This is a genomic window from Microbacterium album (genome assembly GCF_014643695.1).
Classification (GTDB): Bacteria; Actinomycetota; Actinomycetes; order Actinomycetales; family Microbacteriaceae; genus Microbacterium; species Microbacterium album.
In genome coordinates, this window is sequence record NZ_BMJY01000001.1 from 1 (window position 1) to 20,482 (window position 20,482).

The following is a 20,482-nucleotide window of genomic DNA, read 5'->3' on the forward strand; positions in this document are numbered from 1 at the left end:
CTCCTCCGGGATCCTCTTCGGCATGATCAACATCTTCCTTCCAGACTCGAAAGGAAGCGGCATCAAACCGGGGACGGTTCACCCAGAACCCGCGACTACTTCGCCCGACGACGCGCGCAAAACCTCAGCACCAAAGAGATCCTCCGCTGCCTCAAACGCGCCATCGCCCGCGAAGCCTTCCACGCCCTCAAAACAGACCTCCTACGCGCTTGACGAACCATAGGACCGTCGGGTTGAGCGGAGCGCGGAGCGCGGAGTCGAAACCGAGTCGGGGAGACTGGGGGTGTGGCGGACACGGTCGTGAAGGAGGACGGACGTGCGCCCGACGGGTTCTTCGAGGCTGAGGCGGCAGGGCTGCGGTGGCTCGGCGAGGTCGAGGGCGGTGCGCGCGTCGCGGACGTGATCGCGGTCGCGCCCGGGCGCATCGAACTGGAGCGCGTGGTGCCGGCCGCTCCCACGGCGGCCGCGGCCCGGGGCTTCGGCGCCGCACTCGCCCGCACACACGACGCCGGTGCGCCCGCGTTCGGCGCGCCGCCCGAGGGTTGGGACGGCCCCGGGTTCATCGGACGGCGCGCGCAGCCGTACGCCCGCGAGGCCTCCTGGGGAGCGTTCTATGCGCGCTGCCGCGTGCTTCCGTTCCTCGGCCCCGCCCTCGAAGCCGGCAATCTGCTTCCGGACGAGGCGGCGCTCGTCGAGCGCGCGTGCGAGGCGATCGCGGCGGGCACGTTCGACGACGGCGACGCGCCCGCGCGCATCCACGGCGATCTGTGGGCAGGCAACGTGCTGTTCTCGGCGGAGGGCGTCGTGCTGATCGATCCGGCCGCGCACGGCGGCCACCGGGAGACGGATCTCGCGATGCTGGCGCTGTTCGGCGCGCCCTTCCTCGACGACATCCTCACGGGATACCGGCAGCACCACGTGCTGCGTCCGGGGTGGCGGGACCGCGTGCCGCTGCACCAGCTCCACCCGCTCGCGGTGCACGCCGCCGGACACGGACGCAGTTACGGGCGGGAGCTGGCCGCGGCCGCGGCCGCCACGCTCGCGCTCGCGTGACCGCGCCCACGCTCTGCCGCGGGATGTCGCAGGCCCCGATTAGCGTGGACGCCATGACTTCTCCGGCTTGGGACGCGGCGCAGCGCGCGGTGCTGGGGCTGCCCGCCGACGCGTCGGGCGCTGTGATCGGTGCCCCGGGCTCGGGCAAGACCGCGGTGCTCGTCGAACGCGTCGCGCGGCTGCTGGACGCCGGCCTGGCGGCGGACGAGCTCGTGGTGCTGACGCCGTCGCGCGTCTCGGCGACGCGGCTGCGCGACGAGCTGGGGACCCGGGTACGGGTCGCGACTCCCGGGCCGCTCGCACGCTCGATCGGCTCGTTCGCGTTCCAGGTGGTGCGCGCCGAGGCGGTCCGCCGAGGGGAGGAGCCGCCGAAGCTGTTGACGGGCGCGGATCAGGATCGCATCGTCGCCGAGCTGCTCGCGGGGGACGAGGAGGACGAGCGCGCCGGCGCCGCGCGCTGGCCGGCCGAGATCGGGCCTCCCGTGCGCGCGTCGCGCGGGTTCCGCTCGGAGCTGCGCGCGTTCCTGTCGGAGATGACCGAGCTGGCAGTGGAGCCCGAGGAGCTCGCGCGGCTGGGGGTCCCGGCGTGGACGGCCGTGGCGGGCTTCGTCCACGACTACCGGAACGTGGTCGCCGGGATGCGCGCGCCGCACCGCGACGTGTCGGAGCTGTACGCCGAGGCCGCGCGTGCGCTGCGCGGCGGCGCGACCGTCGCGGGCCTGGAGGGGCTGCGGGCCGTCCTGATCGACGACGCGCAGGAGCTCACGCGCGGCGGGATCGCCCTCGTGGCGGCGCTGCGGGAGCGCGGAGTGGCCGTGCTCGCCTTCGGCGACCCGGACATCGGGTCCGGCGCGTTCCGCGGCGTGACACCGGAACTGTTCGCGCAGCTGTCGGCGTCTCTCGGGGCGCAGCATGTGCTCGACGGCGCGCACCGCGCCGCGCCCGCACTCACGCGCCTGACGCGTGCCGTGGCGCAGTCGATCGGCACGGCGGGCGTCGCACGCCACCGTCGGCCGCCCGGCCCCGAGCCGGCACCGGACGGCTCGCTCGAGACGTTCATCGCCGCCTCGCCGCACGAGGAGATCGACCGGATCGCGTGGACCCTGAGGGAGTGGCACCTGATCGGGGGTGTCGCGTGGGAGCGCATGGCCGTCATCGCCCACGACACGCGGCAGGTCACGACGCTGGAAGCGGAGCTCGCGGCGCGCGAGGTGCCCACGCGGGCCGCCGGGGTGCAGCGGCCCCTGGGCACCGAACCCGTCGTGCGGGAGATCGTCGAGATCGTCAGGCTCGCGCTGCTCGATCACGAACAGCGCGACGGCGAGAAGCTGATCGAGGCGCTGCGGTCCCCGTTCGGCGGGCTCGACGGCGTCGGGCTGCGCCGGCTGCGCGCGCGGCTGCGCCATGCGGAGCTCGCCGACGGGGGCAACCGGCCCGCCCGGGAGCTGTTGCGCGACGCGCTGGGCCAGCCCGCCGCGTTCGATCTGCTCGACACCCCCGAAGCCCGCACGGCCCGGCGGTTTGCCGCGACGCTGCGACAGGTGCACGAGGAGGGCGCCCGCGGGGCGACGATCCACGAGCTGCTGTGGACCGTGTGGGATCGGGCGCGCACGGGCGACGGACGCCGGCTCGAGCGCGCATGGCACGACGCGGCGCTGGCCCACGGGCCATCGGCCGCCGAGGCGGGCCGCGCCCTCGATGGCCTGGTCGCGCTGTTCGACGCCGCCAAGCGCTCCGTCGAGCGCAACCCCGCGGAGGGACCGCTGCCCTTCATCCGCGAGATCCTCGACAGCGACGTGCCCGAGGACACGCTGTCGTCCCCGGACCGCGGCGGCGCGGTGTCCCTGCTGACGCCCGCGAACACGCTCGGCACGGAGTTCGACGCGGTCGTGATCGCGGGCGTGCAGGACGGGGTCTGGCCCAACGTGCGCCTGCGCGGCGGTCTGCTCGGCACCTGGCGGCTCGCGGACGCCGTCGCGGCGGTGCGGCTCGGTCACGCCCAGCCCGAGACGGCGAGCGTGCTCGACCGGCGCCGCGCGGCGCTCCACGACGAGCTGCGCTTGTTCGCGCGCGCCGTCTCGCGGGCGCGGACACGCCTGCTCGTCACGGCCGTGAGCGACGACGACACCGGTCCGAGCGCGCTGTTCTCCTTCCTGCCGCCGCCCCAGGACGAGGACGACCGCGCGGCGCATCCGTTGACTCTGCGGGGGCTGGTCGGCCGACACCGGCGCACGCTGACGGACACGGCGGACGAGCGCGAGCGCGCGGAGGCGGCCGCGCAGCTTCGCCTGCTCGCCGAGGCCGGCGTCCCCGGGGCCGATCCCTCGGAGTGGTACGGACTGATCGCGCCGTCGACGACCGCCCCGCTCCGGGATCTGGAAGCGGGCCCCGCACGCGTCTCCCCGTCGCGCCTCGAGGCGTTCGAGGAGTGCGGGCTGGGCTGGGTGATCTCGACCCTGGGCGGCGACACGGTCGTGCCACCGAGCGCGGGGATCGGGACCATCCTGCACGCGGCCATGGAGCGGGCGCCCGACGGCGACCTGGCAGCGCTGCGCGCGGTCGTCGAGGAGCGCTGGCCCGAGCTCGACTTCGAGGCGCCCTGGATCGCCGCGAAGGAGCGCAAGCGTGCCGAGCTCTACGTCCAGCGCCTGCACGCGTACCTGCGCGCGGTCAGCGCGGACGGCGGGGCTCACGTCGCCTCGGAGGCGGAGTTCCGCTTCGCCGTGGACACCGCGACCGAGGCCGGCGACGTGCCCGCCGTTCACGTCGGCGACGACACGGACGGTCCGCACCGCGCTGTGGTCAGCGGCGTGATCGATCGCGTCGAGACGTACCCCGTGGGCGCGGGGGAGCACGCCGCCGCGCGCGGGCAGCGCTGGAGCGCCATGTCGTGCGGCGATCCGTCGGCGGAGCGGCACGTGGTCGTCGTCGATCTCAAGAGCGGACGGTACGAGCCCACGACCGAGGGATCCGTGCTCGACCACGCCCAGCTCGCGGCCTATCAGATCGCGGTCGAGGCGGGGCTCGTCCCCGGCGCCGAGCCGGCGGGCCTGGCGGGGGCGCGGCTCGTCGTCGTGTCGCAGACCCTCGCCAAGAGCCCCTATCGCGTCGCCCACCAGCACGCCCTCGACGACGAGCGGCGCGGCGCGTTCCTGCGCCGTGTCGCGGAGGCGGCGCGCGGGATGTCGGCGAGCAGCTTCATCGCGCAGGTGGAGGCGCACTGCACCGAGGGCGTGTTCGTGCCGCCGTGTCGCATCCACACCGTCCCGTCGGTGAGCGAGTGAGGGGGAACGTCGCGCACATGACCATGCAGATCCTGGACGAGCGGACCGGGGCGGGCTGGCCTGGGGGACACAGCATCGCGGCCGTGGACGTCGCCGCCGCGCTCGGCCTGCCCAGGCCGACCGAGGCGCAGCAGGCGGTCATCGAGGCCCCGCCCCGGCCGGCCCTGGTGATCGCGGGAGCCGGCAGCGGCAAGACCGAGACGATGGCGGGCCGTGTGGTGTGGCTCGTCGCCAACGGGCACGTCGAGCGCGACGAGATCCTCGGGCTGACGTTCACGCGCAAGGCGGCGGGCGAGCTCGCCGAGCGCATCGGCGCACGGCTGCAGCTGATCGACGAGTTCCGCCGCCGCGGGCTCCTGCCGCACCTGCGGGAGATCGTGGCGTCCGGTGCCCTGGAGCCCGTCGCCGCCGCGGCGACGCCGGCGCAGCGCGACGTCGTCCGTCGCAGGGTCCTCGACGAGCTGGCATCCGCCTACGGCACCGGATGGGACCCCGCGGCCCCGCAAGGCGCGGAGGACCTCATGATCCGGCCGCGCGTGGCGACGTACAACGCGTTCGCGGACTCGATCGTCCGCGAGCACGCCGCGCGGATCGGACGCGATCCGGACGCGGCCATGCTGAGCCAGTCCGCCTCCTGGCTCATCGCGCGGCACGTCGTGATGCGCGCCGACATCCCGGGCCTGGAGGATGTGGACCGTGCGCTGGGCGGCGTGGTCGACGCCGTGCAGCGGCTCGCGGCGGACGTGCTCGACCACCGAGTCGACCTCGACCGGCTGGAGCGCACCGCACTCGACCAGGCAGCCGCGTTCGAGCCCTACCGCGACAACGCCGACGTCGACGCCGCGGCGGCGAACCTGCGGACCATGCCCATCCTCGTCCGGCTCGTGCGCGAGTACATGGCGGAGAAGGACCGTCGCGGAGTGCTCGACTTCGCGGACCAGGTGGGCGGCGCGTACGACATCGTCGAGAGCGCCCCGGATGTGCGTCAGCAGCTGCGCGACCAATACCGCGTCGTGCTGCTGGACGAGTACCAGGACACCTCGGTCATCCAGACCCGTTTCCTGGCAGAGCTCTTCCGCGACGCCGCCGTCATGGCGGTCGGCGATCCCCACCAGTCGATCTACGGCTGGCGGGGCGCGAGCGCCGACAACCTGTATGCCTTCGACCGGGCGTTCTCGCGTCATGTCGCGGCCGAACGGTACAGCCTCATGACGAGCTGGCGCAACGACGCGACGATCCTCCGTGCCGCCAACCGCGTGCTGCGACCGCTGCAGCGCCCGGAACTGCCCGTGCCGCCCCTCGAGCCGCGCCCCGCGGCCGGCGAGGGGCGCGTACAGGCGCGCTTCGAGCTGACGGTCGACGACGAGGCGGCTGCCGTCGCCGAATGGTTCGACGAGGTGCGCGGCAGCCACGCCGCACCGGGGCCGCACACCGGCGCGATCCTGTTCCGCTCCAAGAAGCACATGGGCACGTTCGCCGCCGCGCTCGCCGCGCGCGGGATCCCGCACCGCATCCTCGGGCTCGGAGGCCTGCTGTCGACCCCCGAGGTCACGGACGTCGTCTCCGTGCTGCGGGTGCTGCACGACCCCACGTCGGGGTCGGCGCTCATCCGCCTGCTGGTCGGGCCGCGCTTCCGCGTCGGCGTCGCCGACATGGCCGCGCTGTACGACCTCGCCCGGACGCTGGCGGAGCGCGACGGCGCGATGATGCCGCTGCCGGACGATCTGCGCGAGCGGCTCCGGTCCTCGCGGGGAGCCGACGAGGCGGTGTCGATCATCGACGCCGTGGACGTGCTGCGCCAGAAGCCCGAGGGCTACCGGCTCTTCGAAAGGATCAGCCCCGAGGGGCGCCGACGCCTGCGGGCGGCGGGGGAGATGCTCGACCGGCTCCGCCGGGCCGCGGGGCAGCCGATCCCGGAGCTGATCCGCCTCATCGAGCTCGAGCTGCGGCTGGACATCGAGCTCGCCGCGAACGAGACGCGCGGACCGGCGCGCATCGCGTCCACGCAGTTGCGCGCGTTCGTCGACGAGGTGCGCGCCTTCCTCGCCGCGGACGAGCGCAGCACGATCGGCAGTCTGCTCGCGTGGCTCGACAAGGCCGAGAGCACCGACGAGCTGATGCCGCGCTCCGAGCCGCCCGAGCCCGGCGTCGTGCAGTTGCTCACGATCCACGGCTCCAAGGGCCTCGAATGGGACGCCGTCGCGGTGGTCCGCCTCGTGAAGGACGAGCTGCCCGCCGCGGTCAAGGACACCGCCGGCTGGTTCGGCTTCGGTGTCGTGCCGTTCGCACTGAGGGGCGACAGCGCGGCGCTGCCGCGCTTCGAGTGGGACCCCGCCCTCGCCATGGCGACCGCTGGTGAGGACCCGGCCAAGCGGCACAAGGCCGCCCTCGCGTCACTGGCGAGCGGATCCAAGGACCCCGAGAAGCGCGGCGCGCTGCCCCGGTTCAAGGACGCCTACCGCGAGTACCAGCAGCAGGAGGAGCGCCGACTCGCGTACGTGGCCGTGACGCGCGCCCGCACGGACCTGCTGCTGACCGGGGCGCACTGGGCGGGTCAGAGCAGGCCGCGCGACCCGAGCCCGTACCTCACCGACATCATCGACGAGCTCGGTCTCACGCCGATCGGCGAGGTCGACCGCGACGAGAACCCCTACCAGGGCACGGCCCTCACGCGGCAGTGGCCCATGGACCCGCTCGGGGGCCGACGGGCCCGCGTCGACGCGGCGGCGGCGCTCGTCGCGCATGCGCCCTCGGTCGAGCCGTCGCCTCGGCTGGCGCGCCTGCTCGCCGAGCGTGCCGAGCGCGAGCGCGGACGCGAACCGCTCGCTCCCACGCGCATCCCGGCATCGCGGTTCAAGGACTACGTCACGGACTTCGCCGGGACCGTCTCGCAGGTGGCCCGCCCGCTGCCCGAGCGCCCCTACCGGCAGACCCGCATCGGCACGCTGTTCCACCAGTGGGTGGAGCAGCGCTCCGGGATCGCAGGCCCCGGCTCGTCTTCGGACCATGCGCTGTGGGAGCGCGACGAAGAGCTCTGGGAGGACGACGCGGCTCCCGGCACCGAGATCTCGACCGAGGACGAGCAGGCGCTCGACAGGCTGCGGGAGGTGTTCCTGCGCAGCGAATGGGCGACACTTCGGCCCCTGGAGGTCGAGACGGAGATCGACTTCGCGATGCCCGGGGCGCCCGGCGAAGGCTCGCACATCGTGATCTGCAAGCTGGACGCCGTGTACCGGCGCGAAGACCGCGGCGGCCGGATCGAGATCGTCGACTGGAAGACGGGGCGCGCGCCGCGCACCGCCGCGGAGCGGGAGGAACGGATGCTGCAGCTCGCGCTGTATCGCATCGCCTACCACCGTCGGCACGGCGTGCCGCTGGATCGCATTGATGTGGCCCTGTTCTATGTCGCGGACGACCTCGTCATCCGGGGCGACAGGGTCTACTCCGAGGAGGAGCTCCTCCAGCGCTGGAACGCGGCCCGCGTCGATCGCGCCGCGTCGTCCGCCGCCGATTGATCGCCCTCGTCCGCGGGGATGCGGTCGGTCGTGGGAGGCTCGCGATGGCCGAGCGCCTCGTCCACGGCGTCGAGCGCGCGCAGCGACGCCCGGTCGATGGGCTGGGTCTCCTCGGTTGCCGCGACGGCACGCGCGCGCTTCTCCTCGCTCCACGACGCCTCGGGGGTCAGCGACAGCTCCTCGGGACCGTACGCATCGGTGTGCATCGACGTGTCCGCCGGGAGCGGTGTCGTCTCCGGGACCTGCGCGAGCGCGCTCAGCGCGTCGTCGATGTCCGTGCGGCCCTCGGCGTCCAGCCCCGCCAGGAGCACGTCGTCGCGGACGCCGTCGGCGAGGGATTCGAGGAGCGCGGCGGCATCATCCGCGACATCCCGGCGGTGGGTCTCGATCCCGTGGACGAGCCAGCGCGCGAACTCGAGCTCCGCGTGCAGCCGCGCCCGGACGTGGACGGCGGCGTCCGGCGCCCGGTGCGCCGCCTCGGCGTAGGCGCGCGAGATGTCGTCGGCGGCGTCCGGGGCGGATGCGACCCAGCGCAGGTCCACGGCCGGGTCGTCGATCGACAGCCCCTGCCAGTCCAGCACTCCCGAGACCGCGGGCGCGCCGCGTTCGTCGTCGACGAACAGGAACGACGTCGCCTGCGTTCCGCCCAGGCACACGGCGGGCTCGAACGTCCACAGACGATCGTCCTCCACCGCCTCCCGCCACCGCACGATGAGCCGCACCGGCACGCGGCCGCTCGCGGCGGCCGACTCGACCACGCGGCACACGTCGGCGCGCGACTGCTCGGGGGTCCGCTCGCGCAGCCCGGCCGCGCGCACGACGGACGGCGGCAGGGCGTGCAGGGCCGCGAGGGCCCGGCCGACCGAGGTCGCCGCGCCCTCGCCCGGGGGGAGCTCGCCCGCGTCGATGAGGTACCCCGCGAGGTAGCTCGTCACCACGACGCGGCCGTCCGGCAGGGCGACCGCGCCGAGGTACTCGGGGGCCTGGAACGGCAGCATCTCGCGCACTCCCGGCGTGAGGGCGCGCAGCGCCAGGACCTCCGCGGCCAGCTCGTGGTCGATGCTCTCGTCGGTCGCGCATCGCGCCACGACCTCGCGCCCGTCGGCGAGCGCCGCGACCGCTGCGTCGAAGCGGCCCGCGCCTCCCGCCGTGAGCGCCCGGGCGCCGACGACCTCGGCGCCAGCGACTGCCGCGGTGACGGCCGCCGCTAGAGTGAGAGGAGAGCGTGCCATGCCCCCAGGGTAGGTCGCAGGTCTCGGCCACTCCCTGCGCCACGCCCGCGAGAGAGGTAGTCAATGACCCGTCACGCCGCCCTCGCCACCGACCGCCGCGCGGAGGAGCGCGACGTGCCCGGACTCGTCGAGAGCCTCCGCGCCGATGACCGCACGCGCGTGATCGCGGTGCGCGGGGACGAGGCGCCCCGGGCCGCGGATCCGGCCGACGGAGTGCACGCGCTGTTTCCCCGAGACGTCCCCGAGGGCGCAGAGTGGGGATTCCTCGGGCGCGATGAGTCCGGCGCCGGGATCCTCGTCGCGGCCTTCGACCCTGCCGAACCCGAGCCGTTCCCGGCCCCGGACGGCTGGACGCCGCTGCGCAGGGTCGGCGGGGAGCTGCCGCCCGACGCCGCCGAGACGTTCGTCGCCGCCGTGAGTCTGGGCCGCTGGCTCGTGGGGCACCGCTTCTGCCCCGTGTGCGGGTCCGCGGCGGTGCTGAAGCAGGCCGGGTGGTCCCGCGTGTGCGAGGGCTGCGGGCGCGAGCACTTCCCGCGCACCGACCCCGCGGTGATCGTCGCCGTGACGAACGCGGACCGGAGCAGGCTGCTGCTCGGAGCGAACGCGGCCTGGGGCGGGCGGATGCACTCGTGCTTCGCGGGCTTCGTCGAGAGCGGCGAGTCGCTCGAGACCGCCATCCACCGCGAGATCCTCGAGGAGGCCGGTGTGCGCGTCGGCGATCTGCGCTACTGCGGCTCCCAGCCCTGGCCCTACCCGCGCTCTCTCATGCTCGGCTTCGAAGCCACGGCGGTGGACGAGGGCGAGGCGCGCGCGGACGGCACGGAGATCCTCTCCGTGCGCTGGTTCACGCGAGACGAGATCGGGGAAGGGCTCGCGGGCCGAGGCCCGATCGGGCTGCCCGGGCCCGTGTCGATCGCGCACCGCCTCATCCGCTCCTGGTACGGCGACGCGGCGGCGTCGCCCGGGATGGGGGAGCGATGAGCGCGCTCGACGGGCTCGACGAGCACCAGCGGGAGGCGGCGGCGACCCTGCGCGGCCCGGTCGCGGTGCTGGCCGGCGCCGGTGCCGGCAAGACTCGGGTCATCACGCACCGGATCGCGCACGGCGTGGACACGGGCGCGTACTCGCCGCAGCGCGTCATGGCCGTGACCTTCACGACGAAGGCCGCGGGGGAGCTGCGCGGCCGCCTGCGGGCCCTCGGCATCGACGGAGTCGCCGCCAAGACGTTCCATGCTGCGGCCCTCGCGCAGCTGACGTACTTCTGGCCGCAGGTGGCGGGCGACGAGGCCCCGCGCATCGTCGACAACAAGGCGAAGCTGCTGGCGCACGCGGCGGATGCCCTGCGCCTGCGGCTCGATCGGGCGACGTTGCGTGACGTCGCCGGCCAGATCGAATGGCGCAAGGTCACGATGAGGTCGATCGACCAGTACGCTGCCCTGCGCCGCACGGTCGGGTCGCTCGGGACGGACGCGCTCGTCGACCTCGTGCGGGAGTACGAGAAGCTCAAGGACGAGCGTCGCCAGCTGGACTTCGAGGACGTGCTGCTCGCGTGTGCAGGAATGCTGGAGGCCGAGCCGCGGGTCGTGGCCGCGGTGCGCGAGCAGTACCGGCACTTCACCGTGGACGAGTACCAGGACGTCTCGCCGCTGCAGAACCGGCTGCTCGAGCTCTGGCTGGGCGACCGGCGCGACCTGTGCGTCGTGGGGGACGCGAGCCAGACGATCTACTCGTTCACGGGTGCGGACTCCCGCTTCCTGCTCGAGTTCGGCACCCGCTTTCCGGATGCCCGGATCGTGCGGCTCGAGCGCAACTACCGCTCGGACGCCGCCGTGCTCGACGTCGCGAACGCGCTCATGCGCGGCCGGCCCGGTGCCCTCCGGCTCGTGGCCGCGCGCGGCGAGGCCGTCTCGCCCCGGCCCGCCGTGACGGCGTATCCCGACGATCAGGCGGAGGCCGACGGCGTCGCCGACGCGGTGGCGCGGCAGCTGCGCGAGGCGACGGCGGATCAGATCGCGGTGCTGTACCGCTCGCACGCGCAGTCGGCGCTCATCCAGCAGGCGCTCGCCGCGCGCGGCGTCGCGACCACGGTTCTGGGCGGGAAGCGCTTCTTCGACCTGCCGGAGGTGCGGCAGGCGGTGCTCGCGCTGCGCGCCGCGGCGGTCGCGCCCATCGAGCAGGGCTTCGTGGCGGCCGTCAGGGACGTGCTGCGCGGCTTGGGGCACACCGACGACGCCCCCGCGGCGGGCGGCGCGCTGCGGGACGCGTGGGAGGCCCGTGCCGCGATCCTCCGCCTCGCGGAGGACGCGCCCGAGGGAACGACGCTGCGGGCCTTCGCCGACGACCTCATGTCGCGGGCCAAGGACCAGCACGAGCTGTCGATGCGCACGGTCACGCTCTCGACCCTGCACGCGGCGAAGGGCCTCGAGTGGCCGCACGTGCACATGATCGGGCTCTCGGAGGGCCTGCTCCCGATCAGCTACGCGACGTCCCTCGAGGGGGTCGACGAGGAGCGGCGGCTCGCGTACGTCGGCATCACGCGGGCCGCGCGGACGCTGTCGCTGTCGTGGGCCCGGACGTCCGGTCATCGCGAGCGTTCACCGTCGCGCTTCCTGGCCGAGATCGGCCCGGTGCTTCGAGAGAGCGGCAGAGGCAGGCCGGGTGCGGCCGGTGCGAGCGCCACGAGCGGTGAGCGTCGGAGCCCGCGTGCACCGACGCCGTCGCGACCTCGCTGACCCTCCGGCGGCGGCGCGGGAGCAGCGCCTCGCGCAGCAGACGGGCCGCGAGGCCGCCGGCCTCCATCGCGCGCGGACGCGGCACGGGCAGCGGGCAGCGCGCGACCAGCTGCGCGGCGATGCGCGGCCACGCCGCATCCCTGTCGCGTTCGTGCGCGGCGAGGCAGGCCAGGCACGCCGTGCGCCCCGGCAAGACGGCCGGTCCCACCGTGACGCCTCCGCCGTCGAACACGACCGGGATGTGGGCGATGTCGTCGGCCATGAGATTGGCCGGCAGGTGCGGCGGGACGAGGTGATGCGCGAGCAGCACGACGGCGTCCGCCTCGCCGGCCGCGTCGCCCCACGCGGAGGCGATGCCCGCCACGCTCATCGCCTCCGCGACATCGGCGCACGTCGACCCGTCGACGCCGTCCGCGCCCACGAGCGCGGCGCGCAGCGCGGGCCGGGGGCGGTCCAGGGCGACCCGCACGCGCTGCAGGAACGCCGTGAGCTCGGCGGGACGCACGTCGAGCACGGCGGCGAGCCGCTTGAGCGTGACGAGGTCGACACCCCGTTCCAACTCGTCGAGGAGGCACTGCTGCCACGGCTCCGGATCGGGGAACGTGGCCACCGGTCGCGCGCCGAGCTGGAGCGTCGTCTCGTCGCGCCACAGGAGTGGGAGGGCCGGGTCGAGCCGTAGGAACGTCATGCGGCCATCGTGGACCGCCTTCCGTCCCCGCGAGCCGGCTGTCCACAGCCCGTCGGAAAGCTCGCCCCCTCCGAGCGGGCTGTGGACGAAACGTCAGACGGGTCGCGGGCCCTGCGGGTCCTCGTCCCCCTCCTGGCCGCCGTCCGCGTCGGGTCCCTGCTCGTCGGAAGCGCCGCCATCGGCTCCGCCCCCGGCCGGGCCTTCGGCCTCCGCCTCGGTCAGCAGGCGCTCCAGCGCATCGTCGAACTCGTCGCGCTCGGGCGCCTCGCCGCGGGCGGTGGCCTGAAGCCGCTCGATGAGCCGCGATGGGTCGTCGATGTCGGCCGCCTCCGGCACGAAGTCCGGCGAATCCCACAGCGCATCGCGCGCCTCCACGCCCACGGCGTCGGTCACGGCGCGCCACATCGCCGCCGCTTCGCGCAACCGCCGCGGCCGCAGCTTGAGGCCCACGAGCGCGCCGAGGGCGTCCTCCGCGGGGCCTCCCACCGCGCGGCGACGGCGCGTGGCCTCGGCGATCCGCTCCAGGCTCGGCACGCGCGCCGTGGCGTCCGTCGCCACCACGTCGACCCACCCCTCGATGAGCGCCAGCATGTTCTCGAGCCGCTCCAGGGCGCGACGCTGGGTCTCGGTCTGCTGCGGCAGGAGCGCGCCGCTCTCGAGAGCGGCGCGGAACTCGTCCAGGTTGGACGGATCGAAGCGCGACGCGAGGTCCTCCAGCCGGTCCATGTCGATCTCGACGCCGCGCGCGTACTCGGTGACCTGCGACAGCACGTGGAGCCTCAGCCAGCGGGCGTGCCGGAACAGCCGCGCGTGCGCGAGCTCGCGCGCCGCGACGTACAGCGACAGCTGGTCGTCGGGGATCTCCAGCCCGCGGCCGAGGTCGGCGAAGTTCTGGGGGAGGATCGCCGCCGTGCCCACCGGCAGCACGGGGATGCCGACGTCGCCGCCGCTGACCACCTCGAGCGACAGCTTGCCCACCACCTGGCCCAGCTGTGTGGCGAACAGCGAGCCGCCGACACTGCGCATCATCTGCCCCGCGCCAGCCACGAGGCTCTGCATCTCCTCCGGCACCTGCGTGCTGAGCGTCTCCGTGAGGGCGTCTGCCACGCTCGTGGCGACGGGCTCGGCGAGCTCCTGCCACACGGGCAGGCTGAGCTCGACCCATTCGGCGCGCGTGATCGTCCGCGGCGCGTCGGTGAGGTCCGAGATCGCGACCACCTCCGACAGCCACAGCCCGGCGAGGTGGAACGCCTGATCGAGATCGGCGCGCTGGGTATGGGTCACGCTGCGGCCGTCCTGCCCCGCGATGTGGAGCGCCTGGCGACGCGTCATGTCCCAGGAGAACCCGCCGCCGCCGCGGAACGCGCTCTGCAGGTTCTGCATCACCTGCGCGAGGGTCGCCGGGTCGATGGGCACCCCCGTCAGCCGGGCCAGCTGCTCCGGATCCATGCGGGAGAGCTGCTCGGGGTCGAGCTCGCTGCCCGAGGCCCCGAGGAGCTGGCGCATCAGCTCCTGGAACTCCTCCTCGGGTGTGCGGTCGTCATCTGCCACGTCAGCCGCCTTTCAGCCGGTCGAAGCGTTCGGGAACTACGCTAGTCTGACCCGTCTTCGCTGACTCGGCCCTCGCGGCACTCGCCTTACGCCGCCCGCGAACGACGGCGCGAAAGGGGACACGTGACGCTGTTCGAGGGAACCGAGCCCGAGGCGACCGAGCCGGCCCGCAGGCCGCCGCTCCCGCGCCGCGCGGTGGCCGGGCTCTGGGCCGCCGTCGTCGCGATCGTGGTGCTCGTGGTGCTCACGTTCCTCCCCACGGCGTACGTGATCCAGCGGCCCGGCCCGGTCTACGACACGATCGGGACAGCCACGTCCGCGGACGGCGAGGAGGTGCGCCTGATCGAGGTTTCGGGCGCCGACACGCACGAGACGGCCGGCACGCTCGAGCTCACGACGGTCCAGGTGGTGGGCAACCGCGAGCGCACGCCGTCCTGGTTCGAGCTGGCGCTCGCCTGGCTGGACTCGTCCCGCGCCGTGGTGCCGCTCGAGGCCGTGTTCCCGCGGGGCGTGACGACCGAGCAGCGCGAGCAGCAGAACGCCACGCTGATGGTGGACTCGCAGGCGGAGGCGACCGCGGCCGCGCTGAGCGAGCTCGGCTACGACGTCGGCGCGAGCGTCGAGGTCACGGACCTGACGGGCGACGACGCGCCGGCAGCGGGCATCCTCGAGCCGGGCGACCGGATCCTGACCGCGGACGGCCGGGCCGTGCGCGACGCCGCCCACCTGCGGGACCTCATCCAGTCCGGTGGGGGAGACCCCGTCGAGATCATGTTCGAGCGCGACGGGGAGAGGCGCACCGTCCAGATCACGCCGGAACAGGGGAGCGTGGCCGGCGAGACCATGTGGTTGATCGGTGTGACGCTCACCACGGCGTTCGACTTCCCGATCGACGTCACGATCCAGCTCGACAACGTCGGCGGACCCAGCGCCGGGATGATGTTCGCGCTCGGGATCATCGACGTGCTGACGCCCGGCGCGCTCAACGGCGGCGAGCAGGTGGCCGGCACGGGCACGATCACCGCGAACGGCGAGGTGGGAGCCATCGGCGGCATCCGCCAGAAGCTGTACGGGGCTCGCGACGCGGGCGCGGAGTGGTTCCTGGCCCCAGCGGGCAACTGCCGCGAGGTCGTGGGGCACGTGCCGGACGGGCTGTCGGTCTTCGCCGTCGAGACGCTCGACGACGCGCTCGCCGCGCTGGAGGGGATCTCGGACGGGGACACCGCCGGCCTCCCCACGTGCGAGACGGGCTGAGCCGGCCCGGATCCGGCTCTCGCGGCGGGCACGGAGAAACGCCCGCCTAGGATGGAAGGGTGACCACGACCTCAGCGCCGACGCCGGCCACGCCATCCCCGTTCCGACGAATCGCCACCATCTCGTTCGCGGTCATCGCCGCGCTCGTGGTGGCCTTCTTCACGTTCTCGAACCTGTACGCCGAGTACCTCTGGTTCGATCAGCTCGGATTCGAGTCCGTGCTCGTGACCCAGTGGACGGCGCGCGCGATCATGTTCGTGATCGGCTTCGTCGCGATGGCGGTGCCGGTCTGGCTGGCGATCTTCCTCGCCTACCGCCTGCGGCCGGTCTACGCCCGCCTGAGCTCACAGCTCGACCGGTACCAGGAGGTCGTCGAGCCGCTGCGCCGCCTCGGCATGTGGGGCATCCCGGTGTTCTTCGGCTTCTTCGCGGGCTTCGCCGCCTCGGCGCAGTGGGAGACCACCTGGCTGTGGATGAACGGCGTCGCGACCGGATCCGTCGACCCTGAGTTCGGTCTGGACACCGGCTTCTACATGTTCGCGATGCCCTTCTACCAGGCGCTCGCAGGCTTCCTCTCGGCGGTCGTCCTCATCTCGCTGCTGGTCACGGCAGCCGTGTCGTACCTGTACGGCTCGGTGCGCGTCGGGCAGGGCGAACTGCGGATCTCCAAGCCCGCGCGCATCCAGCTCGCCGTGCTCGCCGGCGTCTACCTGCTCGTGCAGGCCGGGAGCCTGTGGCTCGACCGCTACGCGACCCTCGTCGCACCCGGCAACCGCATCACCGGCCCGGCGTACACCGAGGTCAACGCCGTCATCCCCGGTCAGACGATCCTCGCGGTGGTCGCGGCGCTCGTCGCGATCCTGTTCTTCGTGACCGCGATCATCGGCCGGTGGCGCTACCCGCTCATCGCCACCGCGCTGCTCATCGTCACGTCCCTGGTCGTCGGCGTCGGCTACCCGTGGGCGGTCCAGACCTTCCAGGTGCGCCCCAATGAGCGCGCCCTCGAGATGGACTACTACCAGCGCAACGTCGACATGACGCGCGAGGCCTACGCCCTCGACGGCATCGAGAAGATCGAGTTCAACGCCGAGACGGACGCCGAGGCGGGTCAGCTGCGCAACGACGCCGACACGACGGCGTCGCTGCGCCTCATGGACCCCGCCATCATCAGCCCCACCGTGCGGCAGCTTCAGCAGTACCGCGCGTACTACGGCTTCGCCGAGCGGCTCGACGTCGACCGGTACGAGATCGACGGCGAGACCCAGGACACGGTCGTCGCGGTGCGCGAGCTCAACCTGCAGGACCTGGATGCGAGCGCGCAGACCTGGCAGAACACGACCATGGTCTACACGCACGGCTACGGCCTGGTCGCCGCGAAGGGCAACGAGCGCACCCGCGAGGGCGAGCCGGTGTTCATCGAGAGCGACATCCCGTCCACGGGCTTCCTGTCCGATCTCGACTACGAGCCGCGTGTGTACTTCGGCGAGAACTCGCCGCTGTACTCGATCGTCGGCGCCCCCGAGGACGCCGAGCCCATGGAGCTCGACTACCCGCGCGGCCAGGAGGGCGCGAGCGAGACGCGCACGACCTTCCGGGGCGACGGCGGCCCGAGCGTCGGCAACTTCTTCAACAAGCTGCTCTACGCGATGAAGTTCCAGTCCGAGCAGATCCTGTTCTCGGACAACGTCAACCCCGAGTCGCAGATCCTCTACGACCGCCACCCGCGCGACCGCGTCCAGAAGGTCGCGCCGTACCTGACGCTCGACGGCGACCCGTACCCGAGCGTGGTGGACGGCCGCATCGTGTGGATCATCGACGGGTACACGACGAGCGCGACGTACCCCTACTCGACGGGCGTGAGCCTCTCGCAGGCGATCAGCGACTCGACCAACCCCGCGCCGAACCTGCGGATCGACGACATCAACTACATCCGCAACTCGGTCAAGGCGACGGTCGATGCGTACGACGGGAAGGTGACGCTGTACGCGTGGGACGAGGAGGACCCGGTGCTGCAGGCGTGGCAGAAGGTCTACCCGACGACGCTCGAGCCGATCAGCGAGATGTCGGGCGAGCTGATGAGCCACGTGCGGTATCCGACCGACCTGTTCAAGGTGCAGCGCGCCCTGCTCGGCACCTACCACGTCGACACGGCCGGCCAGTTCTACCAGCGCGACAACGCATGGACCTCGCCGAGCGACCCGACCAACCCCGAGGTCCTGCAGCCGCCGTACTACCTGACGATGCGTATGCCGGGGCAGGACGAGCCCACGTTCTCGATGTTCACCACGTTCATCCCCGACGGCGGACAGCGGAACGTGCTGATGGGCTACCTGGCGGTCGACTCGGATGCGGGCAAGGAGGCCGGAGTCAAACGCGACGGCTACGGCACCCTGAGGCTGCTCGAGGTCTCGGCCGACTCGCCGGTGCCCGGCCCCGGACAGGTGCAGAACTCGTTCAACTCCGACACGACCATCGCCCAGGAGATGAACGTCCTCCAGCTCGGTTCGTCGGACGTCAGCTTCGGCAACCTGCTGACGCTGCCCGTCGGCGGCGGCCTGCTGTACGTGCAGCCGCTGTACGTGCAGTCCACGGCGGGGACGACGTATCCGCTGCTGCGGAAGGTGCTGGTCGCGTTCGGTGACGAGCTCGCGTTCGAGGACACGCTCGCCGACGCGCTCGATGAGCTGTTCGGCGGCGATTCGGGAGCCGCGACGGGCGACGACGATGTGACTCCGGTGGATCCGCTGGATCCCGATGCCCAGCCGGAGGAGCCCGCGGAGGAGCCCGGCGCCGAGCCGACGACTCCGCCCGCGCCGCCGGCTGGGGGCGCCACGTACGAGGAGGCGCTCGCCGACGCGGGCGCGGCGCTCCAGGCGAAGCAGGCCGCGCTCGAGGAGGGCGACATGGTCGCCTACGCCGAGGCCGACCGCGACCTCAACGACGCCGTGCAGCGACTGCTCGAGCTCAGCGACTGAGCCCGCGCCACGCGAAAAGCCGCGAGGCGAGGACGGATTCCGACGGATCCTCCTCGCCTCGCGGCTTTCGCTTCGCGCGTCCTTCACCGGGAGCGTCATTGTCGTCGCCCGGGGCCGCCGCGGCAAGGGACGTGCGCCGTCGCGCGGGGCCGGGGAGGATCGGGACGTGAGCAATCTCCTGAGCGGCAGCGCGTCACCGTATCTCCTGCAGCACGCCGACAACCCCGTGCACTGGCGCGAGTGGGGGGAGGACGCGTTCGCCGAGGCACGCCGCCGGGACGTCCCGGTGCTGCTGTCGATCGGGTACGCGGCCTGTCACTGGTGCCACGTGATGGCCCACGAGTCGTTCGAGGACGAGGGTGTCGCGTCGGTCATGAACGAGGGCTTCGTGTGCGTCAAGGTCGACCGGGAGGAGCGTCCCGACGTCGACGCGATCTACATGGCGGCCACGACCGCGATGTCGGGGCGCGGCGGGTGGCCCATGACGTGCTTCCTCACCCCCGACGGCGAGCCCTTCTACTGCGGCACCTACTATCCGCGACCCCAGTTCCTGCAGGTGCTCGCGGCCGTGCGGGAGGCGTGGGAGGACCGGCGCGAGGCGGTGCTGCGCTCGTCGGCCGCGGTCACGGAGGCGCTGCAGCGCATGACCTCCGTCCTGCCGGGGAGCCCGGTGGGGGAGGACGCGCTCGCGGAGGCCGTGCGCACGCTCGGCAGCGAATTCGATCCGCGCAACGCCGGGTTCGGCGGGGCGCCGAAGTTCCCGCCCGCCATGGTGCTCGAGTTCCTGCTGCGGCATCACGCCCGCACCGGGGACGCGGATGCGCTGCGCATGGCGGAGCGCACGTGCGAGGCGATGGCCCGGGGCGGACTGTACGACCAGCTCGCCGGCGGTTTCGCGCGATACTCGGTCGACGAGGCCTGGGTCGTGCCCCACTTCGAGAAGATGCTCTACGACAACGCGCAGCTGCTGCGCGTGTACCTGCACCTCTTCCGGCTGACGGGCGCGCCGCTCGTCGAGCGTGTCGCGCGCGAGACCGCCGAGTTCCTGCTGCGCGAGCTGCGGACACCCCAGGGCGGGTTCGCTTCCGCGCTCGACGCGGACGCGGACGGCGTCGAGGGCCTGACCTACGTGTGGACCCCGGCGCAGCTCGCGGACGTGCTGGGCGCCGACGACGGCGCCCGCGCCGCCGAGGTGCTGGGCGTCACCACGGAGGGGACGTTCGAGCACGGCGCGTCCACGCTGCAGCGGAGATCGGATCCGGACGAGCGATGGTGGGCGGACATCCGGACCCGGCTCCTCGACGCGCGGCGCGGACGCCCCCAGCCTGCGCGCGACGACAAGGTCGTGACGGCCTGGAACGGCCTCACGATTGCGGCGCTGGCGGAGGGCGGTGCGCTCCTGGGCGAGGCGCGCTGGATCGACGCGGCGCGCGAGTGCGCCGAGCTGCTGCGCGACGTCCACATTGTCGAGGGGCGGTTGCGGCGCGTGTCGCGCGACGGGGCCGCGGGTGCGGCGGCCGCTGTGGCGGCGGACCACGGTGATCTCGCGGAGGGGCTGCTGGCGCTGCATCAGGCGACCGGGGATCGTGGCTGGCTCGAGTCGGCTGGCGAGCTGCTCGACACCGCGCTCGAGCGTTTCGGGGACGGCGCTGGCGGCTTCTACGACGTCGCCGACGACGCCGAGCGGCTCGTCGCGCGCCCGCGGGATCCGATGGACAATGTCGAGCCCTCCGGGCCGTCCGCGCTCGCCGGCGCGCTGCTGACGTACGCCGCGCTGACGGGCTCTCCGCGGCACCATGAGGCGGCCCGGGCGGCGGTCGCATCCGCGGGCGCCCTCGCGCGGCAGGCCCCGCGCTTCGTCGGGTGGACGCTCGCGGTGGCTGAGGCGATCCAGGCCGGTCCGTTGCAGGTCGCCGTCGTGGGGGAGGGGACGCCGGCGGACCACCTCGCCCGTGAGGCGCGTGCGAGCGCTTCGCCGGGCCTCGTCCTCGCGGTGGGCGCGCCGGACGCTCCGGGGATCCCGCTGCTCGCGGAGCGCCCCCTCGTGGACGGTCAGCCGGCGGCCTACGTGTGTCGCGGCTTCGTCTGCGATCGTCCGGTGACCGACGTCGCGGAGCTCCGGCGCGCGCTGGCCTGAGCGGGAGTGGCGCGCGCGCCCGATCCGAAATGATCGGAGCGTGCCCCCGACACAGCCGGCC

General features: G+C 73.4%; 10 protein-coding genes and 1 pseudogene. 9 read left to right on the top strand and 2 right to left on the bottom strand.

Annotated features, from left to right (window positions below):
* The 4 genes and pseudogenes from IEX37_RS15885 to IEX37_RS00015 all read left to right on the top strand — a co-directional run.
* Positions 1 to 213, top strand: a pseudogene (locus tag IEX37_RS15885) (hypothetical protein); the annotation flags it as partial.
* Between the two features lie 72 nt (positions 214 to 285).
* On the top strand, positions 286 to 1,053 hold the full coding sequence (locus IEX37_RS00005; protein ID WP_188754197.1) for a fructosamine kinase family protein: 768 nt from the start codon (positions 286 to 288) through the stop codon (positions 1,051 to 1,053).
* A 53-nt stretch (positions 1,054 to 1,106) separates the two neighbouring features.
* Complete coding sequence (locus IEX37_RS00010) at positions 1,107 to 4,337, top strand: ATP-dependent DNA helicase (protein WP_188754198.1); 3,231 nt, start codon at positions 1,107 to 1,109, stop codon at positions 4,335 to 4,337.
* Between the two features lie 23 nt (positions 4,338 to 4,360).
* Positions 4,361 to 7,852 carry an ATP-dependent helicase gene (locus tag IEX37_RS00015; RefSeq protein WP_188754664.1) on the top strand — a complete coding sequence of 1,164 codons (3,492 nt, stop codon included), beginning with the start codon at positions 4,361 to 4,363 and terminating at the stop codon, positions 7,850 to 7,852.
* Here IEX37_RS00015 and IEX37_RS00020 read toward each other — a convergent pair.
* Complete coding sequence (locus IEX37_RS00020) at positions 7,777 to 9,084, bottom strand: phosphotransferase (RefSeq protein ID WP_188754199.1); 1,308 nt, start codon at positions 9,082 to 9,084, stop codon at positions 7,777 to 7,779. The two genes, IEX37_RS00015 and IEX37_RS00020, sit on opposite strands and share 76 nt — an antisense overlap.
* Positions 9,085 to 9,147: 63 nt before the next feature.
* Between IEX37_RS00020 and nudC the strand changes: the two genes are divergently transcribed.
* Together nudC and IEX37_RS00030 are read left to right on the top strand one after the other, a co-directional pair.
* Positions 9,148 to 10,065, top strand: a complete 918-nt coding sequence (gene nudC / locus IEX37_RS00025; protein WP_188754200.1) for an NAD(+) diphosphatase — start codon at positions 9,148 to 9,150, stop codon at positions 10,063 to 10,065.
* Positions 10,062 to 11,816: an ATP-dependent helicase gene (locus IEX37_RS00030; protein ID WP_188754201.1), complete on the top strand. Its 1,755-nt coding sequence runs from the start codon at positions 10,062 to 10,064 to the stop codon at positions 11,814 to 11,816. The genes nudC and IEX37_RS00030 overlap by 4 nt, the downstream gene beginning before the upstream one ends.
* A 781-nt stretch (positions 11,817 to 12,597) precedes the next feature.
* Here IEX37_RS00030 and IEX37_RS00035 read toward each other — a convergent pair.
* Positions 12,598 to 14,055, bottom strand: coding sequence for a zinc-dependent metalloprotease (locus IEX37_RS00035; RefSeq protein WP_229662983.1), 1,458 nt, complete (start codon positions 14,053 to 14,055; stop codon positions 12,598 to 12,600).
* A gap of 123 nt (positions 14,056 to 14,178) precedes the next feature.
* On the opposite strand from IEX37_RS00035, the gene IEX37_RS00040 reads away from it, so the two are divergent.
* From IEX37_RS00040 to IEX37_RS00050, 3 genes are all read left to right on the top strand, one after another.
* Positions 14,179 to 15,309, top strand: coding sequence for a YlbL family protein (locus tag IEX37_RS00040; protein WP_188754202.1), 1,131 nt, complete (start codon positions 14,179 to 14,181; stop codon positions 15,307 to 15,309).
* Between the two features lie 59 nt (positions 15,310 to 15,368).
* Positions 15,369 to 18,284 (top strand): UPF0182 family membrane protein, encoded by a 2,916-nt coding sequence (locus tag IEX37_RS00045; protein WP_188754203.1) that lies wholly within the window; start codon positions 15,369 to 15,371, stop codon positions 18,282 to 18,284.
* A 166-nt stretch (positions 18,285 to 18,450) separates the two neighbouring features.
* Positions 18,451 to 20,421, top strand: a complete 1,971-nt coding sequence (locus IEX37_RS00050; RefSeq protein ID WP_188754204.1) for a thioredoxin domain-containing protein — start codon at positions 18,451 to 18,453, stop codon at positions 20,419 to 20,421.
* Positions 20,422 to 20,482: the final 61 nt, after the last annotated feature.

Bases quoted from the DNA above. Each gene is read 5' to 3' on its own strand.
- IEX37_RS00015 (WP_188754664.1), top strand. From the start codon at position 4,361: ATGCAGATCCTGGACGAGCGGACCGGGGCGGGCTGGCCTGGGGGACAC.
- IEX37_RS00030 (WP_188754201.1), top strand. From the start codon at position 10,062: ATGAGCGCGCTCGACGGGCTCGACGAGCACCAGCGGGAGGCGGCGGCG.
- IEX37_RS00020 (WP_188754199.1), bottom strand. From the start codon at position 9,084: ATGGCACGCTCTCCTCTCACTCTAGCGGCGGCCGTCACCGCGGCAGTC.
- IEX37_RS00010 (WP_188754198.1), top strand. From the start codon at position 1,107: ATGACTTCTCCGGCTTGGGACGCGGCGCAGCGCGCGGTGCTGGGGCTG.
- nudC (WP_188754200.1), top strand. From the start codon at position 9,148: ATGACCCGTCACGCCGCCCTCGCCACCGACCGCCGCGCGGAGGAGCGC.